The 26,049-nt window shown below is 59.5% G+C and carries 25 protein-coding genes, 1 tRNA gene and 1 pseudogene; 15 read left to right on the top strand and 12 right to left on the bottom strand.

Annotated elements, in window-relative coordinates:
* Positions 1–22: 22 nt before the first annotated feature.
* The 7 genes from rplT to KZO83_RS06225 all read right to left on the bottom strand — a co-directional run bounded on the left by rplT (position 23) and on the right by KZO83_RS06225 (position 6,236).
* Positions 23–376 carry a 50S ribosomal protein L20 gene (gene rplT / locus KZO83_RS06255; RefSeq protein ID WP_040243460.1) on the bottom strand — a complete coding sequence of 118 codons (354 nt, stop codon included), beginning with the start codon at positions 374–376 and terminating at the stop codon, positions 23–25.
* A 52-nt stretch (positions 377–428) separates the two neighbouring features.
* A complete protein-coding gene (gene rpmI / locus KZO83_RS06250; RefSeq protein ID WP_040243463.1) occupies positions 429–623 on the bottom strand; it encodes a 50S ribosomal protein L35 in 195 nt (64 codons plus the stop codon).
* An 82-nt stretch (positions 624–705) separates the two neighbouring features.
* Entirely contained in the window at positions 706–1,245 is a 540-nt protein-coding gene (gene infC / locus KZO83_RS06245; protein ID WP_257125275.1) for a translation initiation factor IF-3, read from the bottom strand.
* Positions 1,246–1,282: 37 nt separating this feature from the next.
* Complete coding sequence (gene thrS / locus KZO83_RS06240; RefSeq protein WP_247620146.1) at positions 1,283–3,178, bottom strand: threonine--tRNA ligase; 1,896 nt, start codon at positions 3,176–3,178, stop codon at positions 1,283–1,285.
* A gap of 271 nt (positions 3,179–3,449) precedes the next feature.
* A complete protein-coding gene (locus KZO83_RS06235) occupies positions 3,450–4,331 on the bottom strand; it encodes an OmpA family protein (protein ID WP_040243469.1) in 882 nt (293 codons plus the stop codon).
* A 264-nt stretch (positions 4,332–4,595) separates the two neighbouring features.
* Positions 4,596–5,747, bottom strand: a complete 1,152-nt coding sequence (locus tag KZO83_RS06230) for an amidohydrolase (RefSeq protein WP_052445071.1) — start codon at positions 5,745–5,747, stop codon at positions 4,596–4,598.
* 21 nt (positions 5,748–5,768) lie between these two features.
* Complete coding sequence (locus KZO83_RS06225; RefSeq protein WP_247620145.1) at positions 5,769–6,236, bottom strand: DUF2489 domain-containing protein; 468 nt, start codon at positions 6,234–6,236, stop codon at positions 5,769–5,771.
* A gap of 200 nt (positions 6,237–6,436) precedes the next feature.
* Between KZO83_RS06225 and KZO83_RS06220 the strand changes: the two genes are divergently transcribed.
* Positions 6,437–7,882: an SLC13 family permease gene (locus KZO83_RS06220; RefSeq protein ID WP_247620144.1), complete on the top strand. Its 1,446-nt coding sequence runs from the start codon at positions 6,437–6,439 to the stop codon at positions 7,880–7,882.
* Between the two features lie 124 nt (positions 7,883–8,006).
* On the opposite strand, the gene KZO83_RS06215 is transcribed toward KZO83_RS06220, so the two are convergent.
* A complete protein-coding gene (locus KZO83_RS06215) occupies positions 8,007–8,735 on the bottom strand; it encodes an LrgB family protein (RefSeq protein ID WP_247620189.1) in 729 nt (242 codons plus the stop codon).
* A gap of 2 nt (positions 8,736–8,737) precedes the next feature.
* Positions 8,738–9,121 carry a CidA/LrgA family protein gene (locus KZO83_RS06210; RefSeq protein ID WP_247620143.1) on the bottom strand — a complete coding sequence of 128 codons (384 nt, stop codon included), beginning with the start codon at positions 9,119–9,121 and terminating at the stop codon, positions 8,738–8,740.
* A gap of 248 nt (positions 9,122–9,369) precedes the next feature.
* Between KZO83_RS06210 and KZO83_RS06205 the strand changes: the two genes are divergently transcribed.
* Positions 9,370–9,446 (top strand) — tRNA-Pro (locus tag KZO83_RS06205).
* A gap of 143 nt (positions 9,447–9,589) precedes the next feature.
* Entirely contained in the window at positions 9,590–9,793 is a 204-nt protein-coding gene (locus KZO83_RS06200; protein ID WP_179000141.1) for a hypothetical protein, read from the top strand.
* A gap of 93 nt (positions 9,794–9,886) precedes the next feature.
* Here KZO83_RS06200 and KZO83_RS16350 read toward each other — a convergent pair whose 3' ends face one another.
* The 3 genes from KZO83_RS16350 to KZO83_RS06190 form a co-directional block, all read right to left on the bottom strand.
* Positions 9,887–10,021, bottom strand: a complete 135-nt coding sequence (locus tag KZO83_RS16350; protein ID WP_261505544.1) for a hypothetical protein — start codon at positions 10,019–10,021, stop codon at positions 9,887–9,889.
* 93 nt (positions 10,022–10,114) lie between these two features.
* Positions 10,115–10,546 carry a hypothetical protein gene (locus KZO83_RS06195; protein ID WP_179000142.1) on the bottom strand — a complete coding sequence of 144 codons (432 nt, stop codon included), beginning with the start codon at positions 10,544–10,546 and terminating at the stop codon, positions 10,115–10,117.
* Positions 10,543–11,229, bottom strand: coding sequence for a TetR/AcrR family transcriptional regulator (locus KZO83_RS06190; RefSeq protein ID WP_247620142.1), 687 nt, complete (start codon positions 11,227–11,229; stop codon positions 10,543–10,545). Before KZO83_RS06190 ends, KZO83_RS06195 begins: the two co-directional genes overlap by 4 nt.
* Positions 11,230–11,475: 246 nt before the next feature.
* On the opposite strand from KZO83_RS06190, the gene xdhA reads away from it, so the two are divergent.
* The 12 genes and pseudogenes from xdhA (at position 11,476) to KZO83_RS06130 (ending at position 25,901) form a co-directional block, all read left to right on the top strand.
* Complete coding sequence (gene xdhA, locus KZO83_RS06185; RefSeq protein ID WP_247620141.1) at positions 11,476–12,918, top strand: xanthine dehydrogenase small subunit; 1,443 nt, start codon at positions 11,476–11,478, stop codon at positions 12,916–12,918.
* Positions 12,902–15,325, top strand: a complete 2,424-nt coding sequence (gene xdhB / locus KZO83_RS06180) for a xanthine dehydrogenase molybdopterin binding subunit (protein ID WP_247620140.1) — start codon at positions 12,902–12,904, stop codon at positions 15,323–15,325. The genes xdhA and xdhB overlap by 17 nt, the downstream gene beginning before the upstream one ends.
* Positions 15,322–16,188, top strand: a complete 867-nt coding sequence (xdhC, locus tag KZO83_RS06175) for a xanthine dehydrogenase accessory protein XdhC (protein WP_247620139.1) — start codon at positions 15,322–15,324, stop codon at positions 16,186–16,188. Before xdhB ends, xdhC begins: the two co-directional genes overlap by 4 nt.
* A 52-nt stretch (positions 16,189–16,240) precedes the next feature.
* A complete protein-coding gene (guaD, locus tag KZO83_RS06170) occupies positions 16,241–17,566 on the top strand; it encodes a guanine deaminase (RefSeq protein WP_247620138.1) in 1,326 nt (441 codons plus the stop codon).
* A gap of 170 nt (positions 17,567–17,736) precedes the next feature.
* Positions 17,737–19,119 (top strand): uracil-xanthine permease family protein, encoded by a 1,383-nt coding sequence (locus KZO83_RS06165; RefSeq protein ID WP_247620137.1) that lies wholly within the window; start codon positions 17,737–17,739, stop codon positions 19,117–19,119.
* A 47-nt stretch (positions 19,120–19,166) separates the two neighbouring features.
* Positions 19,167–20,393, top strand: coding sequence for an FAD-dependent urate hydroxylase HpxO (gene hpxO / locus KZO83_RS06160; RefSeq protein ID WP_247620136.1), 1,227 nt, complete (start codon positions 19,167–19,169; stop codon positions 20,391–20,393).
* Between the two features lie 98 nt (positions 20,394–20,491).
* Complete coding sequence (locus tag KZO83_RS06155; RefSeq protein WP_247620135.1) at positions 20,492–21,097, top strand: hypothetical protein; 606 nt, start codon at positions 20,492–20,494, stop codon at positions 21,095–21,097.
* Between the two features lie 56 nt (positions 21,098–21,153).
* On the top strand, positions 21,154–21,816 hold the full coding sequence (locus KZO83_RS06150) for a response regulator (RefSeq protein ID WP_179000150.1): 663 nt from the start codon (positions 21,154–21,156) through the stop codon (positions 21,814–21,816).
* Complete coding sequence (locus tag KZO83_RS06145; RefSeq protein ID WP_247620134.1) at positions 21,813–23,216, top strand: sensor histidine kinase; 1,404 nt, start codon at positions 21,813–21,815, stop codon at positions 23,214–23,216. Before KZO83_RS06150 ends, KZO83_RS06145 begins: the two co-directional genes overlap by 4 nt.
* Before the next feature lie 154 nt (positions 23,217–23,370).
* Entirely contained in the window at positions 23,371–24,744 is a 1,374-nt protein-coding gene (locus tag KZO83_RS06140; protein ID WP_246923567.1) for an MFS transporter, read from the top strand.
* A gap of 18 nt (positions 24,745–24,762) precedes the next feature.
* A pseudogene (locus tag KZO83_RS06135) lies at positions 24,763–25,134 on the top strand (YkvA family protein); the annotation flags it as partial.
* A 218-nt stretch (positions 25,135–25,352) separates the two neighbouring features.
* The gene (locus tag KZO83_RS06130; RefSeq protein ID WP_179000153.1) at positions 25,353–25,901 is read left to right on the top strand and encodes a cytochrome b/b6 domain-containing protein; all 549 of its coding nucleotides are present in this window, start codon (positions 25,353–25,355) and stop codon (positions 25,899–25,901) included.
* Positions 25,902–26,049 lie beyond the last annotated feature (148 nt).

Below are 26,049 nucleotides of genomic sequence, written 5' to 3'. Positions count from 1 at the left end.
TAAAGAACGTCTCACCCGGCCATTACTGAGCAGCCTTGGCCTTGTCGACGATCGCGGCAAAGGCAGACTTTTCATGGACGGCGAGATCGGCCAGCACTTTGCGATCGATCTCGATGCCGGACTTCTTCAGACCGGCGATGAAGCGGCTATAGGACAGACCGTTGGCACGAGATGCCGCATTTATACGCGCGATCCACAGCGCACGGAACTGACGCTTGCGCTGACGACGGTCACGATAGGCGTACTGACCAGCCTTGATGACCGCCTGTTTGGCAACGCGAAATACGCGCGAACGAGCGCCGTAATAGCCTTTGGCCTGCTTCAGAATCTTCTTGTGCCGACGACGAGCGACGACACCACGCTTAACACGAGTCATGGCTTACTCCTGACTTTTAAAATCGACAACCTGTACTTTTGAATACAAGTACTTAGAGGTTCGGCAGCATGCGTTGAACCAGTTGCTTGTCGGCATCATGAATCTGCTTCATGCCGCGCAGCTGACGCTTACGCTTGGTCGACTTCTTGGTCAGGATGTGACTGCGGAAGGACTGCTTGTGCTTGAAGCCATGGGCAGTCTTCTTGAAGCGCTTCGCAGCGCCACTGTTACTCTTGATTTTCGGCATGAGGGAAAACTCCACTCGGTTTCTTCAGAAAACCCGGGGCCGGCAGTCGGCGGTGCCGACTGCCCGTTCAACTGCCAACGGATCACTTCTTTTTGGGCGCCAAGATCATGATCATCTGACGGCCTTCCATCTTGGGGAAAGACTCGACAGACGCCATGTCTTCGAGGTCAGCCGCTATCCGTTCCATCAGCTTGCGACCGATGTCCTGGTGCGCCATTTCACGACCTCGAAAACGTAGCGTGACCTTACCCTTGTCGCCCGCTTCGAGGAAACGAATCAGGTTTTTCAACTTCACCTGATAGTCGCCCTCGTCAGTACCGGGCCGGAATTTTACTTCCTTGACCTGGATCTGCTTGGTTTTCTTCTTCTGAGCAGCTTTTTGCTTTTTCTGCTCGAAGATGAATTTGCCGTAATCCATGATCTTGCAAACGATCGGGTCGGCATTGGAAATCTGTACGAGGTCCATACCCTCCGCTTCGGCACGCTCCAAGGCATCGCTGGTCGGCACGATACCAAGCTGTTCACCGTCGCTGGCGATCAAGCGAACTTGATCTTCGGTAATCCGCTCGTTCATTGGTGGGCGCTTTTCCTGTGGGCGCCCTCTTGGGTTGCTTCTCTTGATGGTTCCGTCTCCACTTTTGCCTTGGAAGATGTCGCTATTACCGCTCGGCCTGCACCTTGTCGATGAAAGCGTCCACCGTCATACTGCCTAGGTCTTCGCCGCCGCGCGTACGCACAGCTACCGAGTCGGCCTCGACTTCCTTATCCCCAACCACAAGGAGATAGGGGACCTTCTGCAACGTATGTTCGCGAATTTTAAAGCCGATCTTCTCATTCCTCAAGTCTGTCTTGACACGCAGACCGAGTTTCTGCAAACGCAGCGACACCGATTCGGCGTGATCGCGCTGGGCATCCGTGATATTCAGGACCACTGCTTGCAGAGGCGAAAGCCACAACGGCATGGCCCCCGCGTAGTGTTCGATGAGGATGCCAATGAAACGCTCCATTGATCCCACGATAGCGCGATGCAGCATGACCGGTGCCTGACGAGACCCATCTTCGGCCACATATTGCGCCCCCAGACGAGTCGGCATCATGAAATCGACCTGCATCGTGCCAACCTGCCACTCGCGCCCCAGGCAATCACGCATATGATATTCGATTTTAGGTCCGTAGAAAGCCCCTTCACCCGGAAGTTCTTCCCACTGCACGTCACAGCGCCCTAAAGCGGTACGCAACGCTTCTTCGGCTCGATCCCAATTCTCGTCGCTCCCCAGACGCTTCTCAGGACGTAACGCAATTTTGACGGCAATATCATCGAAGCCGAAATCCCGATAGACCTCCAAAGCCTGGCGATGGAAGGCTGTCACTTCAGACTCGACCTGAGTCTCGGTGCAGAACACATGGCCATCGTCCTGGGTAAAGGCGCGAACACGCATGATGCCATGCAAGGCGCCAGAAGGCTCGTTGCGATGGCAACCACCGAACTCGCCATAACGCACCGGGAGCTCGCGATAGCTGCGCAGGCCGGAATTGAAGACTTGCACATGCCCGGGGCAGTTCATCGGCTTGAGCGCATACTCGCGCTTTTCCGATTCGGTGAAGAACATGTTGTCGGCGTAATTATCCCAGTGACCGGACTTCTGCCACAGCGAAACATCCATGATCTGCGGACAACGAATCTCTTGATACCCACTGTCCTTGTAGACCTTGCGCATGTATTGCTCGACGGTCTGCCAGAGCGTCCAGCCTCGTGGATGCCAGAATACCATGCCCGGCGCCTCTTCCTGCATGTGAAAGAAGTCGAGCTTGCGAGCCAACTTACGATGATCTCGCTTCTCGGCTTCCTCCAAGCGCTGGAGGTAAGTCTTCAACGCTTTTTTGTCTGGCCAGGCCGTACCGTAGATGCGCGTCAACATCGGCTTGGTGGCATCACCTCGCCAATAGGCACCCGCCAGCTTGGTAAGCTTGAATGCTTTCAAGTGCCGCGTATTCGGGACATGCGGCCCACGGCACATATCGATGTATTCTTCATGGTGATAGAGACGAACGATCTCACCATCGGCAATACCTTCGACGATTTCCTGCTTGTAGGGTTCATCACGCTCAGCGAAAGTCGCCAGGGCCTGCTCTTTCGTCACATACTCACGTACGACATCGTATTCACGCTCGATAAGCGTCTTCATACGCTTATCGAGCGCTTCGAGATCGTCCGGCGAGATTGACTGTCCGAAATCGATATCGTAATAAAACCCATCATCCACGACCGGCCCAATCGCCATTTTAGCGTCGGGATAAAGCTGCTTGACGGCATGCCCCAGAAGATGGGCGCAGGAATGGCGAATAATTTCCACCCCTTCATGGTCGCGCGCCGTCAGGATACTGACCTCGGCGTCACGCTCTATCAGGTCGGCTGCATCGACGGCAACGCCATCGATCTTTCCCGCCACACAGGCCTTGGCAAGACCTGTGCCGATGGATTCGGCGAGCTGCATGACGGTCAAGGATGAATCAAACGTTTTCTGACTGCCATCAGGCAGGGTCACGATGGGCATGCGAGGTCGTTCCTTATATTCAGTGGTGGCCCATACCAGGGACCACATGAAACGATGAAGATGAAAAGCAATGAGAGAAGTATCGGCTTACTTCTCCTTGCGCATCATACGCCTGCGGCCCCGCGACTGAGATGAAAGGCAACACAAACGCATGAAACGATGAACCGTGCACACTAGCAAGCCCGCGAAATGCCGTCCAGTCGTGCCTGCGGTACAAATAAAAAGGGGCGCCCGAAGGCGCCCCTTTCTTCGATCATGAACTGAGCAATCGTTACTCTTGCTCGCCCATTTCAACGCGACGGTTTTCAGCGCGGCCTTCAGCCGTCTCGTTGGTGGCGATCGGATCCTGCTCGCCATAACCCATGGTGGTGATGTTATCGCCATCCACACCTTGGGACACCAAGTAATCCTTCACGGAGTCGGCACGACGCTGAGAAAGATCCTTGTTATAGGAAGCGCTACCGACGGAATCGGTATAGCCTTCCAGGCGAACATTGACGCTCTCGTTGGCAGCCAGCTTATCGGCAATACCGTCGAGAATGGCTTCCGCATCGCTAGTGAGCGTGGCGGAGTCGAACTCGAAGTTCACGTCATGCAGAACCAAGTCTGCCGGGCAGCCCAGCGCATTGACTTCTTCGCCTGCCGGTGTGTTGGGGCACTGGTCTTGGTAGTCCGGAACGCCGTCACCGTCGCTATCTAGCGGGCAGCCCTGAGCGTTGACGTCGACACCAGCCGGTGTTCCCGGGCATTCGTCTTTATAGTCCGGAACGCCATCCCCATCACTATCAAGCGGGCAACCCTGCGCGTCTACCGCAACGCCAGCCGGCGTATTGGGGCACTGATCGCGGTCATCGGGAACGCCATCGCCATCGCTGTCCACTACCTTGTCGGAATAATCAGCGCAAAGCAAAGCTCCTGCCGTCGCACCGCCGACGCCACCAAGGGCAGCACCGGTATCTTCGTCCGAGTCACTGCTCGACGCATAGCCAATGCCACCGCCGATCAAGCCGCCGGCCAGGCCACAGACGAAAGGTGACTTGTACCATGCTTGATCATCGGAATGAGACATGGACTGAGAACCCGAAGTGGCACAGCCTGAAAGGCCGACCATCATCGCGGAACCGAGCAGCAAGCCAGTCGTAGATTTTTTCATATGTAAGACTCCTTCTTAACACAGCGCTAGTCGTAACGGGACGTTACCCAGCGGGGTCCGAGTATAGAAGCGGTTCCCGGTGGGAGAAAGACTTTTCGCCCTTCTCTCATCAAAAAAGAAAGCACAAAGCCTTTCGTTTAGCCAGTGCTTTACCTTCTACCAGCGCTTCTACCAATGAATGCCCCTTCATCATTATGCATTATCGGAATTGATGCAAACCCAAATGAACGGATGAGAGTCTGGTGTCTCATCCTTGTACAACTATCATTCACCACCCTGGTAGCGCCTAACCAGGCGTTCGAACAAATCGATACCCGGGGTCAACATGGCATCCGGGAAATCGTAGCTGGGATGATGCAAAGGATGGCATTGCTCGCCACTGCCCAAGGTCAACAATGCCCCCTCGCCTTGTGCCGCGAGCCATCCAAAGTCTTCCGACCAGCGATGAGCTGCGGACAACTCACGAAGCGGTAATGCCAAGGCACTCGCTTCCTCACGTATCGCCTCGACGGCCAGCGGATGATTGTGAGTTGCCTGAAAGACATCGCACCAATCGATTTCGATTCCGAGATCGTCCTCTTCGGCTTCGACTCGGGCCAGCGATACGGCCGCTTCCGCCAGCGCACGCATCATCGCATCATCCTCAGTGCGCAAAGTAGCCATCACCTCTGCCTGCCCCGGCGACGTGCCAAAAGCAACTTCCCCCAGCCGCGCATGAATCAATGTCACCATGACCAGCCCTTGATCGTCTGGCAACTGCTGCGGCAGACGTTTCAATCCCTGCAGAATCCGGCACATTGCCAAAGCCGGATTACGCCCCTGCTCAGGATGCGCCGCATGCGTACATAACCCATTGAGACGTATGATCAACCCTCGTGAGGCGCACGTGAACGCCCCCGCCCGTACTGACACCTCACCTAACGGTTCACCTGGCAAGTTATGCAGCGCGAAAACATGATCGGGGGCGATTTCCTCGAAACGTGACGACTCGACGACTCCCCGTGCGCCCCGCCCGGTCTCCTCGGAGGGCTGAAACAATAATATCGTTTCACCACGTTCAGGTGGCTTTTCCGACAAACGCTGCGCAAGCCCAAGCAATGTCGCCATATGGCCATCGTGACCGCAGCTATGCGCCACGTGTTCGCATTTCGACCGCCATGCCACCTCCGCGGTCTCGCCGATGGGAAGCGCATCGAGCTCGGCACGAAACATGACTCGTGGCCCGGGGCATTCAGCAGCAAAAATTCCCGCTACGCCATGGCCTCCCAAGCCAGTCACGATACGCGTCGCCCCCGCCTCCTCAAGCCATTCGACGATGCGTCGCGCCGTAGCGACTTCTTGCCCGGACAACTCCGGCTCAGCGTGCAAACGCCGGCGAATTTCCGTGGGGTCAAGCGACATAAATCGATCTCCCATGCCCTTCTCCTACGTCATGGTTCACTGCAAGCCTGCCGGCCACTCGCTCTTGAGTACCAGAACCTTCTGCGCCGCCTCATGGAGCGCCGTATAACGCTCTTCTTGTAGCGCTATCCGCTCGCGGTCCTCCGCAAAGCGCTGTTTTGCCGACAAGTCTTGGCGAGAGGAATGGGTGTGCAGATGCTCCGTACGCCGATAAACCTCGGCAAAGACCTTGAAATCTTCGCGCTCAAGCAGCGCGGGATCGATGATATCGAGCAGTACCTTACAGCGCAGCGCCCCTTCCACCAGGTCGACTTGGTCCCCTAGCATCGCCGTCGCGATCGCTTCGAGGCTCTCGAGACAATTGCGATGAGCTCGCTCGAGTTCCTCACGGCGTGCCACTTCACGGCGCTGCACTTCCCGCCATAATCGCCATGCATATCCCACCAAACCAGCGACGACCAGCACCGCCAACACCACCAAGCTCCAGCCCACCACTACGGACATGGTCGCACCTCTATCGAATACGTTTAATTAATCGGCAACGAGCGCGGACATTACCGAGCTTGCCGCGTTGCAACAAGCCATGCGGGCAAGGACGCACAAACGGCTTAGACCAATGACTAAGCCACCAAGCATTAATACTTTAGTAGCATCACAAATATCATAAGCCAATTAATCATTCGCCACCTTCAAGGAGGCAGTCCATGAGCGAGACTACTCACGACACCCGCGGCCTCAGCGCCGCGCAAATCGGCCTATGGCTGGGGCCATTATGGGTCATTCTATGCCTGGTGGTGCCCGCGCCAGCCTCCATGTCGTCACCGGCATGGGCGTGCGTCGGCTTTGCATTGCTGATGGCCACATGGTGGGCCACGGAGGCCATTCCCATCCCCGCGACCTCGTTGCTGCCCATGGTGCTGGCCCCCTTACTGGGCATCGACGAACTCGATGCCGTGGCGGCCAATTACGCCGACCCTATCATCTATCTCTTCCTAGGGGGCTTCTTACTGGGCATCGCGATGCAGCGCTGGAATCTGCATAGACGCATCGCCTTGAAGGTTCTCAGTATCGTCGGCCAGAAACCGCGGCAGCAAATTGCGGGATTCATGATCGCCACAGGCTTCATCAGCATGTGGGTCTCCAATACGGCCACCAGCATCATGATGTTACCCATTGGCATGTCCGTCGTCAGTTTGTTGGGCGATGGTGACTCACGTGAAGTCTCGCGATACGCCACCGCTCTGCTGCTTGCCATTGCTTATTCCGCCAGTATAGGCGGCGTCGCCACGCTCATAGGCACCCCTCCCAACGCCCTGCTTGCGGGGTACCTCTCCGGCGAAGGCATCGATATCGGCTTCGCCCAATGGATGACCATCGGCCTGCCGGTCAGCATCGTGATGATGGTCGTGACATGGTGGTGGCTGACTTATAAAGGGTTCGATTTGCAACAAAGCGACGATGGCGGGGAAATGATTCGCCGCGAACTCGAATCGCTCGGCACCATGACCGCCGCCGAGCGCCGGGTCGGCCTGGTTTTTCTCATGGCGGCTGCCGCCTGGATGTTTCGCCCTCTCTTGAATCAGGCCGGGCTCGACTGGTTATCGGATACCACCATTGCCCTGACGGCAGGTGTTGGGCTGTTTCTCATCCCTAGTGGAGATAAGGCCCGCGGTGCGCTGCTCGACTGGGATAGCGCCAAGGAGCTTCCTTGGGGTGTGCTGCTGCTCTTCGGAGGTGGGCTGGCGTTGGCAGGGATGATAAAGAGTTCCGGGTTGGCCGAATGGATCGCTCAACAGCTGTCGATCTTCAGTGTATTCCCGGTGCTAATGCTGGTAGGCATCATCGTGCTGGTCATCATCTTCCTGACCGAAGTCACCTCGAACACAGCCACGGCAGCGGCCTTTTTGCCACTTCTCGGCGCGCTTGCCATCTCGTTGGACATGGACCCGCTACTGATCACGGTTCCTGCCGCCATTGCCGCCAGCTGCGCCTTCATGATGCCGGTTGCAACTCCACCCAATGCTATCGTGTTCGCGACGGGGCATATGAAGATCCAATCGATGATCCGCGCCGGGTTACTGCTCAACATCGTCGGCACACTGCTCATCACTTTGATTACCGTGACCTTGCTTCGCCTTTTATGGGCATGAACATCTAAGCTGGGCAATCGATCAAAAACGCGGGCACGCCTTGTCGGCGTGCCCGCGTTTTACATGGACTGAACCGCCCGATTCTATTTATTCAGGCATAATTGAGATAACGGTATAAAAATGCTTAAAGCCCGAAAAGATGCACCAGAGGCGGCAGAATGAAAGCCGTCAGCAGCCCTGTAAGGCCCATCGCCAGTCCCGCAAAGGCACCCGCCACCGCGCCAATCGAAGAAAAGGAATAGGCCGTCCCGAAGCCATGCGCCGCTACCCCCATGGTAAAGCCTTGAACACTGGGGTCGCGCACCCTGACTAAGCGAAAGATGACAGGTCCCAAAGCACATCCGATGGACCCTGTGATCAGCACCAGACCCGCCGCCAGTGACGGAATGCCGCCCAGCTTCTCTGCGATCCCCATCGCGATGGGAGATGTCACCGACTTGGGCGCCAGGGTCAGCACGGTTTCGCGACTGGCCCCCATGAGCATCGCGACCCCCACTGCAGAGGTCACCGCCGTCACGATCCCCGCGACGCAGCTAAGCAATATTGGCACCAGCAAACGCCTGACACGTTCCCGGTAGTCATACAGGGGAATTGCCAAGGCAACGGTCGCGGGCCCCAAGAGGAAATGAATGAACTGAGCGCCTTCGAAATACGTCGCATAATCGGTATCCGTCAGCGTCAGAAAGGCAATGATCAGCACGATGGTAAGCACGACCGGATGCAAGAAAGGCGTGCCGCCCAGAAGACGATTGATGTAACTCGCCCCCATGAAGGCCAAAAACGTTACCAGCAAGTGCAGTAACGGGCTGGCGGAGAGATATACCCATAATTGATCAAGCACGGGAACGGGCATGCTCATGAACGCTCCTCCCGCCATTCGTCACGCGGATCTTTGGGTATCGAGCGCGTCAACCACGACATTACCTTGGCCGTCACGGCCAAGGTCAAAGCGGTCGACACCACGAGCGTGACGGTGATGGGCCAGAAGTCCGCCTTGATGAGATCGAAATGCACCATGATGCCCACCCCCGCGGGCACGAAGAGCAGCGTCAAGTAGCGCAGCAGCCCTTCACCACTCGTACGCAGCCCCGTGGGTACGCGTCCATTGATCATCAGCCCGACCAACAGTACCACCATACCCACGACAGGGCCCGGCACCGGAAGCTGGAGACCATGCACCAGGATTTCGCCGAGAAACTGACACCCCAGCAGCACGCTCATTCCTACAATAAGAGGCATTGCGTCATCTCCACATGAAACGACCACATTCTACATCTTTCGTCTATACCATGCCACCTCTCACCTCAGTTCATGCAGTGCCACCACACTGCCTTATATCTTTCATGGTGGGACATTAATCATCGCCAGGCACGGGCAACCAGTTGAAAAAAAAGCGCTATCAAGGGTTTTCATTTCCTGGAAGCCACGGTAGTATACGCAGCGTTCCACGGGCGGCACCTATTTGGAGGCCTTCCGTAAAACGTTAACGGAGCGTGGCGCAGCTTGGTAGCGCGCTGCAATGGGGTTGCAGAGGTCGCTGGTTCGAATCCAGTCGCTCCGACCAAAAGATTCAAGAAAAACCGCCGCTTATGGGTCAACCATAGCGGCGGTTTTTCGTTGTGTTAGCATCAAGGTGATGAGTGCTTGGAACACTCGTCGACATGACGAGTCCCACGTTCAGTTACCGCCCTTCCAATGAGGCCCAATATGCTGCATGACGCCATTGAGATACGGAAAATCGCCGGCCCTGATGAGAACGACGTCCGTTATGAAGTCTACGATAGCGATACGGGGGTGAGTCTGGGGCTTTACCAAAGCATGGAACATGCCGAAGCCGAGCGTCAGCGAATGAAGGCGTCCGACAACGAGGTCAAATCAGGCGACGCGGATGACGACCCTAGCGTGGAATGAGCATTCCAAAACGGCTTGGTCATGTCTGCCAAGCCGTCTCGACTTTACACAAGGCGCTTCAGTGCCAAGCGGTCATTCATGACGCCTCTGCCCCTACCGATGGCGCCATAGATCCCACCCGATCCCGCCAGCGATGCCAGCAATGACGCCCGCCAACACACTGCCCATCACTAACCACGTGACCAGCCCAACCATGATGCCGAGCAATGCGCCGGGTAGTTCCTTCATGGCATCTCCAAAACCGTTAGATTCGGTACGGCACTGAGTTACATAGGGCTGAACGCATCCTGATGCACACAGGCCCATGTATCCCAGTACCGATCAAACCATCTTCTGCCACTCGATCAAGGCTGCCGCCACGGCGTTAGGGTCCCATCCGCTGCGATGCAGACTCGACGACATGATCGCAGCCTGCGCACCTTGACGTGCCACGAACAAGCGATACCCCAGATAATCGCCACGCTCGCAACGTGCATTGACCTGCCCGCACACCACACGATTGGACGGCCCACCGACGCGAGGACCAACGGCGCGGATATCGCGAAAAACCGCGGTAGCGGGATATTTGAGCAGCTTCCGGACGCTTGCCTGAGCCAGATACATCTCTTCATCGGTCGCCGACGTCCATTGCAAGTGATCGCGTGCAATCTGCGCCGTGATCGCTCCTGGTTTATCGGGGGGCTGCGCTGGCAGCGACGATGAATCGTCGAGTAAGCCGCCGCTGACCAGGAGCAAGATGCCCCAAAGTTTCATGTTGTCTCCTTACCTTGAATACTTGGATAGTGGCGCTCGCTGTTAACGTCGGATGTCGATCGGACGCCACATCCCTTGAGAATGACGTGACACAAGAAATCGGTGATCGCACGATAATCGCTTTCCCCAAGCGCCCCCTGGTCGGTGATGCTCAGTATCTGCGCCTCGAAATCTGCATAATGTTGAGTGGCCGACCAGATCAAGAAAATCAGCCACACCGGATCGACGGGATCCATCAAGCCTTTTTCCGCCCAGCGCTCGAAGACACGCGCCCGCGAGCGCACCCACTCGCGCAGCTCGCCGTGCAAGTATTCCTGCAGAAAAGGCGCGCCTTGAAGCACTTCGGCGGCGAACAACCGAGAGCCTTGGGGATGTTGCCGCGTCAGGCGCATCTTGCTGCGGATGAAGCCTTCCAGCACCTCGCCCGGATCGTCGTCCTCGCCAATATCGTCAAGCATAGCGTTCCAGCGCGCCATCATACGCTCGAGCAGCGCCACGTACAGCTTACGCTTGCTGCCTACATAATAAAGCACGTTGGATTTAGGGAGCCCTGCCGCTTCAGCGATGGCCTGCACGCTCGCACCTCGATAACCATGAGACGCGAACACACGCTCGGCCGCCTCGAGAATCACGCTTTCATTGCGTGCCCGCGTTCCCAATTCGGGTGAATTCATCGATGTCATGGCCGCTCTCTTTGTCTGCCGGTAGAGAAGTCTGCCCCAGCGAGCGTCGCCAGTGCAACGCACACTAACGCCCTGCCGCCGCAGTCGAGCGATCAATTTAGCCCACCTCGGCGCGCGATAAACAAGCGCAAAAGGGACTTGTCATACGCGCTGTTTTGATTAAGGCTTAACAGAGTTGACCATATGGTCATATCGGCATGCGCAGTGCGCGCCTCGGATCACAATGACAACCCGATGGACACTCCGATGATCGAGTTTTATCTCAATGGCGAAGCGCAACGCTGCGCATCGCTAGCGCCGGAGACCAGCATTCTGGAACTCTTGCGCAACGAATTACAGCGAACCGGCACCAAGGAAGGCTGCGCCTCGGGCGACTGCGGTGCGTGCACGGTCGCCATCGGAGAGCCAGGCCGCGGCGGTCGTCTTGACTATCACAGCACTAATGCCTGCATCACCCCAGCCCATCAACTGCAGGGTCGGCATCTCGTCACCGTTGAGGGGCTCGCGCGCGGCGATGCCTTGCATCCCGTCCAAGCCGCCATGGTCGAATGCCATGCTAGCCAGTGCGGTTTCTGCACACCCGGCATCGTCATGTCACTGTTCACACTCCACGAACGCCAGCGCCAGTCACCGGTAGCGCTAGACGATGCATGCCTCGAAGCAACGCTGGGCGGCAATCTATGCCGTTGCACGGGATACCGCCCCATCCAGAAAGCCGCACGCCATATGGCCGATCAACCCGACGTGCGACCGCCCTGGGCGGATGACTCAAGGCTCGACGACAATGTCGCAGCCCTGGGTGACACGCTCGAGGCCACCGGCTATGCCATCCCGAACACATTGGAGACCTTGCACGCGCTGCGTCGCCAATATCCGACAGCGCGCCTGGTGGCCGGCGCCACCGACCTGTGGCTCGAGGCCACGCAACGGCTCGAGGCCTTCGAGACCCTGATCGACGTCAGTCGCGTCACCGAATTGCAGGCAATCGACGAGACACCCGACGGCTGGTGGATCGGGGCTAGCGTCACCTACGCCCGCCTCGAACCGCTGCTCGATGCGCATTATCCCGCGTTCGCCCGACTATTGCGGCGACTGGGCTCCGCACAGATCCGTAATCGCGGCACTCTAGGCGGTAACATCGCCAATGCTTCGCCCATTGGCGACACGCCACCGATCTTGCTCGCGCTCGATGCCCACTTGGCACTGGAAGGCCCCAATGGCGCCCGCACACTGCCCCTGGACGCCTTCTTTCTGGATTACAAGCGCACCGCCCTCGAGTCCGGCGAGTTCATCCGCGCCATTTTTCTGCCGCGTCCCGAAAACGACCAGCATCTCGAGGTCTGGAAACTCTCCAAGCGCCGTGAGGACGACATTTCGGCGGTGCTCGGGGCCTTTGCCTGGCGCGAGGAGAATGGCTGCCTGCGCGATGTTCACCTGGCCTTCGGTGGCATGGATGCCACGCCACGACGTGCCCAGGCTACCGAAGCCGCCCTGGAGGGGCATCCACCTGATGTAGCGACCTTCGATACCGCTCGCCAAGCGCTAGCGCGTGACTTCAGTCCACTCGACGACGTGCGTGGCTCCGCCGCCTACCGCCGGCTCGCGGCTGCCAATTTGCTCGAACGCCTGCGCCTGAAAATCGATCACGGCGCCGTCCAGGAGGTCTGCCTCGATGCGTACGCTCACTGATCTCGCCCGCCCGCCGGCCGACCCTGAAGGCCCCAACCACTCCGCCACGCAGACGGATGTCCGGCATGCCCCCGCCCATGACAGCGCCACGTTGCATGTTACCGGTCGCGCGCGATATCTCGACGATCAGCCCGCACCGGCGGACGCACTTCATGTCGCGGTGGGGCTGAGCCCGACCGCACGCGGCCGGCTTACGCAGTTGAATCTCGACGCGGTTCGCCGTGCCCCCGGCGTCATCGATGTCATCACCGTCACCGACATTCCCGGCAAGACCGACGTCGGCCCCGTATTTCCGGGCGATCCGCTACTCGCAGATGCCGAGGTGCGCTACGTCGGTCAACCGCTATTCGCAGTGGCCGCCACCGATTTCAAGGCGGCCCGCCGTGCCGTGGCATTGGCCGAGATCGAGATCGACGCTCAGCCGGCGCAGCTCGACGCCGTGGCTGCCGCCGAGGCCGAGGAATGGGTCCGTCCGCCACATGTTCAGCAAAGCGGCGACTGGCAACAGGCACTGGCCGGAGCCGCGCATGTGCTCGAGGCCAAGCAATTCGTCGGTGGGCAGGAGCATTTCTACCTCGAAGGGCAAGCCTGCCTGGCGCTTCCTAACGAGGACGACGGCGTCATTGTGCATACGTCAAGTCAGCACCCCAGCGAAGTGCAGAAACTCATTGCCGAGGTGCTGGGCGTGTCGTTTCATGCTGTGACTGTCGAAGTGCGACGCATGGGCGGCGGCTTCGGCGGCAAAGAGACCCAGGCTGCGCCATGGGCGTGTCTGGCCGCGCTGCTGGCCCGCCGCACCGGGCGTGCCATCCGCCTGCGCCTGCCGCGCGGCGATGACATGCGCGCCACCGGCAAACGCCACCCCTTCCATAACCGCTACCGATTGGGATTCGACGCCCAAGGCGTGCTGGTGGGAGGTGACATTACCGTCATCGGCGACTGCGGCCACTCGCCGGATTTGTCCGAAGCCATCGTCGACCGCGCCATGTTCCACGCCGACAACGCCTACTCGCTGGGTGATGCTCGGGTCACCGGGATTCCCGCGCGGACGCACAATCCGTCCAATACCGCTTTTCGCGGCTTCGGCGGCCCGCAGGGCATGATGATCGTCGAGCGCGCCATGGACGATATCGCCCGGCATCTGGACGAAGATCCACTGACGATCCGCAAGCGCAACCTCTATCGTCCGGGCCGAGACATCACCCATTACGGCCAACACGTCGAGCAGACCGCGCTGCTTCATGAGATCGTCTCACGGCTCGAAACCGACAGCGGCTACTGGGCACGACGCGACGCCATCCGCGCTTACAACGCCAGCAGTCCGGTGCTCAAGAAGGGCCTGGCGCTGACACCGGTGAAATTCGGCATTTCGTTCACCGCCAAGCACCTCAATCAGGCCGGGGCGCTGTTGCACATCTATACCGACGGCAGCGTGATGATCAATCACGGCGGCACCGAAATGGGCCAAGGCTTGCACACCAAGGTCGGGCAAGTCGTGGCGCGTGAACTGGGCCTCGACAACAGCGCCGTGCGTATTTCCGCCACGCGCACCGATAAGGTACCCAACACCTCGCCGACCGCAGCGTCGAGCGGCGCCGATCTCAACGGCATGGCGGCCCGCAACGCAGCCATGCAGGTGCGCGAGCGACTTTTCGATTTCGCCGCCAAGCATTTCTTTTCAGACCAACTTCCAGAACAGTCACTCGTCCGAGATAGCATGCGCTTGGAAGGCGGTGAGTTGATTGCTGACCACGGCGAGAACGCGCGGCGCATCAGTTGGGGCGAGCTCATCCAAGCCGCCTATCTAGGCCGCGTCTCGCTCTCCGCGACGGGCTTCTATGCCACGCCGTTGATTCACTATGACCGCACCACGGGCCAGGGTCGTCCCTTCTATTACTATGCCCATGGCGCCGCCGTCTCGGAGGTCGTCGTCGACACGCTGAGCGGCGAATATCGCGTCACGCGCGTGGATATCCTGCACGACGTCGGCGACTCGCTGAACCCAGCGATCGACACGGGCCAGGTCGAAGGCGGCTTCATTCAAGGCATGGGTTGGCTGACCAGCGAGGAGCTCAAGTGGGATGCCTCCGGTCGTCTGCTGAGCGACGGACCGGCGACCTACAAGATCCCCACCATCGGCGATACACCGCCCGACTTTCGCGTCTCGCTGCTCGAAGGGCACCCCAATTCACAGGCCAGCTTGTACCGCTCGAAGGCGGTGGGCGAGCCCCCCTTCATGCTGGCGATTTCGGTATGGTCGGCGCTCCGCGACGCACTATCGAGCCTCGCCGATTATCGCGTGAGCCCCGCCCTGGATACGCCGGCCACGCCGGAGCGCGTGCTCTTCGCCGCGCAGGCTTTACGCCGGGCGCCTGAAACGAAGACGCCAGCGGAGACGCCGCGATGAGCGCCGAGACCTGGCACAGCGCCTTGCACCGCCTGCAAGACGAAGCCGCGCCTCACGTGCTGATCAGCGTCGTTGGTGCCGAAGGCTCCACGCCGCGCGAGCCCGGCGCCAAGATGGTAGTGACTGCCGATGTCTGCCACGACACGCTCGGCGGTGGCCACTTCGAGTACCAGGCCATCGCTTGCGCACGCGAGATGCTCACTGCCAGCGCCCGTGGTGAGCAGACAACCACGCCGCGTCTAGAAGCTTTCCCCCTGGGCGGACGCAGCGGGCAGTGTTGCGGCGGGCATGTCAATTTGCTGTTCGAGTGCTTCGCGGGCGCCGAGAAGCACATCGCCATATTCGGTGCCGGCCACGTCGCACAGGCTCTCGTGCCCTTGCTGGCACCGCTCCCATGGCGGGTACACTGGTTCGACAGCCGCGACGATGCTTTCGCGGCACTTGCGCCCTCATCTCGCGTCGATTGCCACCGCCTCGATGAGAACGCCATCGCAATGGCACTCGAGGGGCTCCCGCACGGTGTCCATGCGCTCGTCATGACCCATGACCACGCCCAGGACCGCCGCCTCATCGATGCCTTGCTCAGCCATGCCGGCGTGGCCTCTATCGGCTTGATCGGCTCGCAAAGCAAGTGGGCGAGTTTCCAGCGCCCCCTGCGCGAGGCCGGACACGATGCGACCGCGCTGGCGCGTGTACGCTGCCCGATCGGCATTCCCGGCGCGGGCGGCAAACGCCCCTACGAGATCGCATTGGCCATCGCCGCCGAATTACTGACCCTGGCCCCGGCCGAGGCCCACGCGCCGCAGCGTGGGGTGATGCCCGCCACTTGGCGCCACGTCACCGGCCAAAATGTACGCCTGTGAGGCCGATGCCAGGACATCGTTTTCGTCATTCTCTGTTTACAAGAGCTTTTTCATGACCGATTCCCAACTATTGCGCGGCGCCGTGCTGACCTTCGATGCCGATCCCGGCGAAGCGCCTACCCCAGACGCCGATAGCCTACGCTATTGGGAAGACGGCGCCGTATGGGTGGAAGACGGTCGCATTCGCGCCGTCGATACCTTTGACGCCCTCGCCCCGCATGTGTCCGAAGAGATCGAGATAATCGACTACCGCGGCAAGCTGATCATGCCCGGGTTCATCGATAGCCACGTGCATTACTCCCAGCTCGATATCATCGCCTCGTTCGGCCGCGAACTGCTCGACTGGCTCAACGACTATACCTTTCCCGCCGAATGTCGCTTCGCCGAACGCGCCCATGCCATAGACGTCGCCGAACGCTTCCTCGACGAAATGCTGCGCGGCGGCACCACTACCGCTCAAGTATTCTGCACCTCGCACCCCGGCTCGGTAGACAGCATCTTCAGTGCCGCCCAGCAGCGCCGGCTGCGCTTGCTGGCAGGCAAGGTCCTGATGGATCGCCACGCCCCAGAGGCGCTCACCGACTCCGCGACCGGCGGCGTCCGCGATAGTGAACGGCTCATTGCCGACTGGCACGGCAAGGATCGTCTGGCGTATTCGCTGACGCCGCGTTTCGCACCGACATCGAGTCGCGAACAGCTCGATGCCGTGGGTGGCGTACTGCGCAACGATCAAAGCCTGTATTTACAAAGCCATCTCTCGGAAAACCGTGGCGAACTCGCCTGGGTCGCCGAGCTGTTCCCCGAATGTCGTGATTATCTTGCCGTCTACGAGCGTTATGGGCTGGTCGGCCCGCGCAGCACCTACGCACACGGCATTCACCTCTCCGAGGACGAGCGCGCGCGTCTTGCCGATGCCGGCGCCAATATCGCCTTCTCACCGACATCCAACCTGTTTCTGGGCAGCGGACTCTTCGATCGCCTCGCCACCCGCGAAGCTGGCGTCGTCACGTCGCTGGCCAGCGACGTGGGCGCCGGCACCGGACTATGCGGGCTGACCACGCTGCAAGGCGCCTATCAGGTCGGCGCCCTTCAGGGGCAGCCGCTGACTGCTTGGCAGGGGTTCTATCGGCTAACGCTTGGCAATGCCAAGGCGCTGCACCTCGATCACTGTATCGGGCGCATACAAGCCGGGCACGAAGCCGACTTGGTCGTCCTGGATTTTGCCGCCACGCCCCTGCTGGCACGTCGTACCCAGGTGGCCGACACTCTCGGCGAGCGTCTCTTCGCGCTGATGATGCTGGGTGACGACCGCTGCGTGTACGCTACCTGGGCCGACGGGCGTCCCGTGCACCAACGTAATGCAGTCGCTTTCCGCTAAGCACCACAGGAGCGCACCTCTGTGCACTCGTAAGGCATCGATCCTTGTCAGCGCCCCTGCAATCGCAAGCGTAGCGATGACAATGACTTGGCACTCCTATTGCTTAAGTATTGCAACGCAATTTTGTATACATAAAGCCCGCCGCACGATCGGGCACAAGGAGCCAAGCCATGTCAGTCGATCAACCCCTCTATCGTCTCGAGGATCGCCCCGGGCCTCTGGCCTCGCTGCTCGCCGCCATACAACACGTACTCGCCAGCTTCGTGGGCATTATCGCGCCCAGCCTGATCGTGGGCAGCGCCTTGGGGCTCGATCAGTACATGTCGTATCTGATCAGCATGGCGCTGTTCGTCTCGGGCGTGGCGACATGGGTGCAGTCCCAGCGTCTCGGGCCACTCGGATCGGGACTCCTGAGCGTTCAGGGTACCAGCTTCTCGTTCGTGGCCGCGCTGATCGCCGCCGGACAAGCCGCGCAAACCGGCGGCGCCAGCGACGAAGCCGTCATCGCGACGTTGCTCGGGGTCTGTGCTGTGGGCAGTTTCATCGAGATCGCACTGGGCGGCATGCTGCACCGCCTCAAGCGCATCATCACGCCCACCGTCACCGGTGTGGTCGTGACCTTGATCGGTCTGTCGCTGGTCAAGGTCGGCGTCACCGACATGGCCGGAGGAGTCGGCGCCGAGGATTTCGGCAGTCTTGCCAACCTGGGGCTGGCGGCACTGGTGATCGTCGTGGTACTGGCCTGTCAGATGTCGCGACACATCTGGCTGCGCATCGGCTCGGTCTTCTTCGGGCTGGTGACCGGCTGTCTCGTGGCCGCGCTCACCGGCCAGTTCGAGGGTCGCCCCGAAGCACTTGAATGGTTCGCCCTACCGCAACCGCTGCGCTTTGGCATCGGCTTCGACTGGACAGCCTTCGTTCCCGTGGCATTCATCTTCCTGGTCACCGCCATCGAGACCGTCGGCGATCTCACCGGCACGTCACGCGCCTCGGGCGAACCCATCAGCGGCCCGATCTATCAACGTCGAATACGCGGCGGCGTGCTGGCCGATGGCGTCAACTCACTGCTCGCCGCCTTTTTCAACACCTTCCCCAATACCACCTTCAGCCAAAACACCGGCGTGGTGCAGTTGACTGGCGTAGCTAGCCGCCATGTGGGGCGCTACGTCGCGGTCATCCTGCTGCTACTGGGGCTTATCCCCGCACTCGGTACTCTGCTGCAGTTCATCCCACGTCCCGTGCTCGGCGCCGCGACGACTTTGATGTTCGGCCTAATCGCCGTCTCCGGCATCCGCATCCTCAGCGACCAGGAGATGACCCGCAAGACGATCATGACTATCGCCGTTTCGGTGGGAATGGGGCTCGGCGTCCAGCTCGTTCCCGAAGCCCTATCAGGGCTTCCCGAAACCGCCGAACGCATCTTTTCCTCGCCCATCACCACCGGCGGGTTGACCGCCATCCTGTGCACCCTGTTGCTGCCCGGCAGTACCGGGGACGCTGAAGAAACCGCCGACACGACGCCGCGTGCCACAGCGCCGCATCAGTCTTCGTAACTCATAACAATCTCGTAACCCATAACAATCGATTGAAGGAGTTCGCCATGTCTCGCTCAGCACCACACGCTTCTCCCTTGCACGTCCTCGTTGTCGGCGCAGGAATGGGCGGCCTGAGTGCCGCACTTGCCTTTCAACACCAAGGCCACCGGGTCACCGTCGTCGAGCGTGTCAACGAAATACGTCCAATAGGCGCAGCCATTTCCCTATGGCCCAACGGGGTAAAAGTGATGCACCGCCTAGGGCTCGGCGAGACCATCGAGCGATTAAGCGGCGAGATGACCCGCATGCGCTACCTCAACCACCATGGGCAGACCTTGACCGATTTTAGTCTTGCGCCACTGTTCGAGGAAGTTGGGCAACGTGCCTGCCCCATCGCACGCGCCGCCTTGCAGCAGACCCTGTTCGATGCCGTGGGGGCCGAGCACATTCAGTTGGGGCGGCGTTGCCTCGACTATACCCAAGACGACGACGGCGTCACGGCACATTTCGAAGATGGCGGCAGCCTTCACGGCGACTTGCTGGTGATCGCCGACGGCACGCATTCACGGCTACGCGGAAAGCTCACGGGGCACGCCGTGGAACGTCAGTACGTAGGGTACGTCAACTGGAACGTGCGCGTACCCGCCGATGATGATCTGGCCCCGCTGCATAATTGGGACCAGTACGTCGGCGATGCCAAGCGGGTTTCCTTGATGCCGATGGGTAGCGGCGGCAATGACCAGGGCGCGCCGGAATTCTACTGTTTCTTCGACGTGCCATTGCCCGCCAGCACGCCCAACAACTCCCAGCGTTACCGTGACGAACTGCGCGAACACTTCGCCGGCTGGGCCGAACCGGTACAAGCGCTGATCGAACGCTTCGATCCCGAGCACATGGCGCGCGTCGAAATTCACGATATTCCACCGCTCGATACGCTCACCGCGCCCCGCGTGGCGCTGCTCGGCGACGCCGCGCACGGCATGGCCCCGGACCTTGGCCAGGGCGGCTGCCAAGCCATGGAAGATGCCTGGGTGCTGGCCGAGGCCGTGCAGCATGCCCTCGATGAGGACGCCGACACCTCGGCGGCGATTGCCGCGGCGCTGACGCACTACGATGCGGCGCGTGTCGAGCGCGTCGGCGAAATCGTCTCGCGTGCCCGCAAACGCGCGGCGATGATTCATGGCTTGGAACCGGAGCAAACCCGCGCCTGGTACGACGAACTCGCCCGCGAAGATGGAGACGCTATCCTCGCCGGGCTCAAGAAGACCGTCGTCGGCGGGCCACTTGGCTAAACATTGGGACTGGCGTCTCCGTGAGCGACGTAAGCATCTCTTAAGCGTTACCGTGCGAGCGTTGCGATTCTTTCATCTCCGCCATCGGCAGGTAACTCATGGATTGGTCGGAACGTCGCATTCTCATCACGGGCGCTGATACACCTTTCGCGGAAACCCTCATCGATTGGTTGCTACCGCGGGGTGCCTTGTTATGGACGTTGGGCGCGAACCAGGCCGCACTCGAGCGACAGGTGCGCGGCATGCCGACGCGCGTCCAGCCCATGGCGGCCACATGTCAGACACAACAAGCATGCTGCCGTGAGACCGTGGCGCGCGCCGGTATCGAGATGCTGATTCATGTGCGATCGACCGACACGAATGACGCTATGAGCGTCGAGGGTGCACTGCATGTCGATATCGGCCTCGTCACGGCAAACGAAAGTCGGTCACGGCGCCAATGTGTCTCGCGGGTGCGGGAATCGTCGCGGCCAGACAGGCTCGTACTTAGCGTCGACCCCGCCCCGAAGCGCGCCCGCTATTCGCACCTAGCGCCCGAGGACATTCCCCATGTCCATCACTTGACGGCGCTAAACCACGCCGCACGGCGCGTGATACAGGCCATCGAGCGACACAATCATCCTTCCCTTGCAGCCCAATGGCGAGGCCACATTCATTCCTATCAGCGTCGGCGTGCAGCGGCCGATGGTTTCACCCCGCCTTAAGAAAGACTTAAGCTTTACGCATCATGCTACGCTGGCGCCAATACCGAGGAGGCCCCATGCGTATACTCTTGGTCGAAGACGATCCGCTTCTGGGCGATGGCATCAAGACCGCACTCACCCGCGAAGCCTATACAGTGGATTGGTTCACCGAAGGCCATCATGCTATCGAAGCTGCCCAAAACGAGGCGTTCAGCGCCATGATTCTCGATCTGGGGCTGCCCGACATGGATGGCATGGCAGTGCTCCAGCATCTACGCCAAGCTTCCGGACTGCCAATACTCATCCTCACCGCACGCGACGCCGTCGAAGAACGCATTCGTGGACTCGATGCCGGCGCTGACGATTATGTACTCAAGCCCTTCAATCTACAGGAGTTGCTGGCGCGCCTGCGCGTCATCACGCGGCGCGCCGAGGGCCGCGCGTCACGCACCCTGACACTCGGCGCCTTGAGCATCGACGAAGCCAGTCACAGCGTCAGTTGGCAAGGACAAGACATCGCGCTGGGGCGCCGCGAATACGCCCTATTGCTCGAACTGGCACGCCACCCCGACAAGGTGCTCTCGCGCCCTCGGCTGGAAAGCCTGCTCTATGGCTGGGGAGAGGAAGTCGCCTCGAATGCCGTGGAGGTCCACGTTCATCATCTGCGCAAGAAGTTCGGCAAGTCGCTCATCATGACCGTCCGTGGTATCGGTTATCGCCTGGATCGTCGCGCAGTATGACGTCCATTCGCTATTACCTGCTCCGCACGCTGACGCTAGTACTCGTCGTGTCCGGTGGTGTGGCGATGCTCGCCTCGTATTTGATCACCGATCACGAGCTGGAAGAAGTGCTCGACACCCAACTCAGCCTCCACAGCCGCATTGTCGCCGGCCAACTACCGGAAAACGCCAGCGATGACGCGTTCAAACGACTGGCCAACCAGCTCAGTATCCCCGATTACCCGGCGCGCCTCTATCACGATGGCCAGCCCGTCGCACTCGATGGCGATGACACCACGCCGACCAAGCTTTATCACGAGGAAGAACGCAAACTTGCGCTGGGCCTATGGAAGTCCGACAAAACACCACGCCTACTCCAGGGAAAATGGACACAAGATGGATCTTTCCCTGCCCCCGATGAAGAAGGCTTTCGCTGGGTCGACTATGCCGGCCATCGCTGGCGCGTCTTCAGCATGTTCGACGAACGCCACGACCTGTGGATCAGCATGGGCCAACGCAGCAATTTCCAGCGTGAAATAGTCGAGCGCATCACCTGGAACAATCTCATTCCGATGCTGATCCTATTGCCGCTCATGTTGTGGTTGATGAACCGCATCATTCGCCGTGGCCTGACTCCTATACGGCGTCTATCTGACCAGGTGCAAGGACGCCATGCCCGCGACCTTCGGCATATCGAGCTCGACGTTCCCCACGAGTTGGAGGGATTACACCAGTCGCTGAACGACTTCATCGACCGGCTGGGCGAAACCCTGGAACGCGAACGCCGGTTCACCGCCGACGCCGCGCATGAGCTGCGCACCCCGCTGGCCGCGTTGCGCATCCACCTGGACAACGTCAAGGCTGGGGAGACAGCATCCCTGCAAAAGGCTTATACCGGCGTCGAACGCCTGCAACGCGTCGTCGAACAGCTGCTAGTCCTGGCGCGGCTGGATCGCACACCGGATAGTCACACCGCTCCGATCGACCTCTACCCCATCGTCATCGAACTCATGGCCGACTTGTGGCCCCTCGCTCATGAGCGCCAACAGCAATTGACGCTCGAAGGTCTCAAACAATTGCGCGTCCATGCCGATGAGACCGAAGTCGGCATCCTGTTTCGCAACCTGCTCGACAACGCCCTGCGTTACACCCCGGAAGGCGGCCATGTAGAGGTCGAGCTCGGCGAGACCACGCAAGGGGGCGCACAAATCCGCGTCCGTGACAGCGGCCCCGGCATCCCCGAAGACCTGCTCGAGAAGGTGACCGAGCGTTTCCGTCGCGCCTCAGACCAACGCACCACCGGCAGCGGGCTGGGACTCTCCATCGTCGTCGAACTGGCTCAGCGTCAGCAGGCGACACTCCAACTGCGCAACCGTCCTGAACATGGGTTGGAGGCCACGATCACCTGGCAGGCACAATAAGTTGCATCAGGCTCGTCAAGGCTAGGCTTATGTACTACATCTTCCATTGATTTGAACACCACAAGGTCTTACCAAGACAAGCAACAGCACATCCCCCTGACTTTTTACTACACATGCCGCCTGTAACCGACCGCCACGCCGCAAGGAGAGTCGCATGCTCGAAGTGCTGAGTCACCGTCGCTATCGCCATTTGTTCCTGGCCCAGGTCACCGCCCTCGCCGGCACCGGGCTAACGACGGTCGCCCTGGCATTGCTGGCCCATGACCTAGCGTCCGGGCAGGCAGGAGTCGTGCTAGGCACGGCACTAGCGATCAAGATGTTGGCCTATGTGGGCATCGCACCGGTGGTCGGGGCCTACGCCTCGCGTCTGCCGCGCCGCACTCTGCTGGTCAGCCTGGATCTGCTGCGGGCGTCCGTGGTCTGCGCGCTGCCCTTCGTCACCGAAATCTGGCAGGTCTATGTGCTGATCTTCCTGCTCAACGCCGCCTCGGCGGGCTTCACCCCGGTCTTCCAGGCAACGATTCCGGACCTGCTCCAGGACGAGGGGCAGTACACCCGCGCGCTGTCGCTGTCGCGGCTCGCCTATGACCTCGAGAACCTGCTCAGTCCCATGGCCGCCGCGGCGCTATTGATGGTGATGAGCTTCGATGTATTGTTCCTGCTCAATGGCCTGGCCTTCCTGGTCTCGGCCGGCCTAGTGGTCTCGGTGATGTTGCCGTCGCCCAAGGCAACGGAGGACGAGGTACCAAGCGTGTGGCGCAAGGTCTCCCACGGCATGCGGATCTACCTGAAGACGCCGCGACTGCGCGGACTGCTGGCCCTGAACATGGTGGTCTCGGCGGCCGGGGCCATGCAGATCGTCAACACTGTGGTCTACGTGCGTTCTTCCCTGGGCCTGGGCGCGCAGGCAGTGGCCATGGCTTTCGCGGCAGTCGGAGGCGGCTCGATGCTGGTGGCCCTGCTGCTGCCGAAAGTGCTGGAGCGCACGCGAGAACGTCCGCTCATGCTCGCGGGCGGCGTTCTGATGACACTAAGCCTCTTTCTTGGCCTGCTGGCACCCGGGTTCGTGGGGCTACTAGGGCTGTGGTTCTTGCTGGGTGCCGGCGCCTCGCTGGTCATGACGCCTACTGGGCACCTACTCAAGCAATCGTGCCAGCCCGAGGACCGTCCGGCGTTGTTCGCCGCGCAGTTCTCGCTATCGCATGGCTGCTGGCTGGTCTCCTATCCGCTGGCCGGCTGGTTCGGGTCGCAGGCGGGCCTGATCGAGACCTTCGCCCTGCTAGGGGCGATCGCGCTGGTGTCTACGACACTCGCGATCCGTGTCTGGCCATCACGGGACCCGGTGGCGCTCGAGCATGGCCATGCTCCTGTGGAGCACTCCCACCTGCATTACCATGACGACCACCACCAGCATGAACATGAGGGCTGGGAGGGACCTGAACCGCATCGCCACTCTCATCATCACCCAAGAGCTCGACATCGTCATGCCTTCGTGATCGATCATCATCACCCGCAATGGCCTAGATGAGTGATGGTCTTTATAACAACAAAGCTATTGCTGAGCGCCCAGCAATGGGCGCGCGCACTCAAGCGGGACGTACATGCGATCTGGCTTGCCGCGCACGACCCGCGCACACCGTGCGTCGTTAAAATTCTAGCGCTGGTTGTCACTGCGTACGCGGTGTCACCCATCGACTTGATCCCGGATTTCATCCCAGTGCTTGGCTATCTGGACGATCTGGTGATCGTGCCCCTCGGGATCCTGATAGTCGTCCGACTCATCCCCTCCAGAGTAATGGAAGAGCACAGGAAAGCAGCCGACAAAGCAATCGCTAGACCAGTCAGTCGCCTGGCGGCTGGTGTCATCATTGCCACCTGGGTCGCTTGTGCCGCGCTCTTGGTCAGGCTTTTCATGTGAATATATAGCCATCATCACATCACTTAAGCGCCATGACTGCCTGTTCAAGAGGGGGGCTCGAACCGAGATAACACGCTATCCAACCTGAACATAGAACCACCGCGCTCTTTAAGTAAGGCATCAGAATATTTTCTTACCATATAACCTCCAATAGCTTCTGCTTAATCAATAGACCAAACCTATTGGCTTTTGCTTCATACCAAGAATGGAGAAACCTGATGGCGCATAGAGAAGAACATCCACAAAAGTTAAAGATCTGGGACCCAATAGTAAGGATACTTCACTGGACATTGGCTATAGCATTCATGACAGCCTGGGTGAGCTCTGGCCAATGGCAGACACTACATGAATGGGCAGGGTATACAGTAGGCGTAGCAATAGTATTACGAATCATATGGGGAATAATAGGGACTCGACACGCACGGTTCATCAATTTCACTTACTCACCAAAAGAAATATTTCAACATTTACGAAACATGCGACATGGGCATGAACGACATTATGACGGCCACAATCCCGCCGGCAGCGCCATGGTCTTTTTACTATTAGGAGGACTTGGCCTGCAAGCAATATTGGGCTGGCTTCTAACAACGCACACCTTTCAAGAAAACACACTGATAGAAACTGTACACCCAATATTAGGAAACGCCCTTCTTATTGCAGCAATACTACATGTTGTTGGTGTAACAATTTCAAGCAAGTTAACAAAACAAAATCTTGCCAAGGCAATGCTTACTGGTAAAAAAACAAAAAAACGCCAAGAATAATTGAAAGAGCCGCCTCAAGGCGGCTCTTTCAATTCACGCCCCTCCGCCGACCTTCGCAAGAACATACCTGACGATCTTATAAAAACCAAGCGCCAGTGCAAAAGGCACAACGAGTGTCCCAATAAAAATGTATAAAGTAAAAATACAG

It is taken from the genome of Chromohalobacter moromii (assembly GCF_023091865.1).
In the GTDB taxonomy this organism is placed as follows: Bacteria; Pseudomonadota; Gammaproteobacteria; order Pseudomonadales; family Halomonadaceae; genus Chromohalobacter; species Chromohalobacter moromii.
Note: the sequence above shows the minus strand (reverse complement) of the source record. Positions and strands in the feature narration are given on the sequence as shown.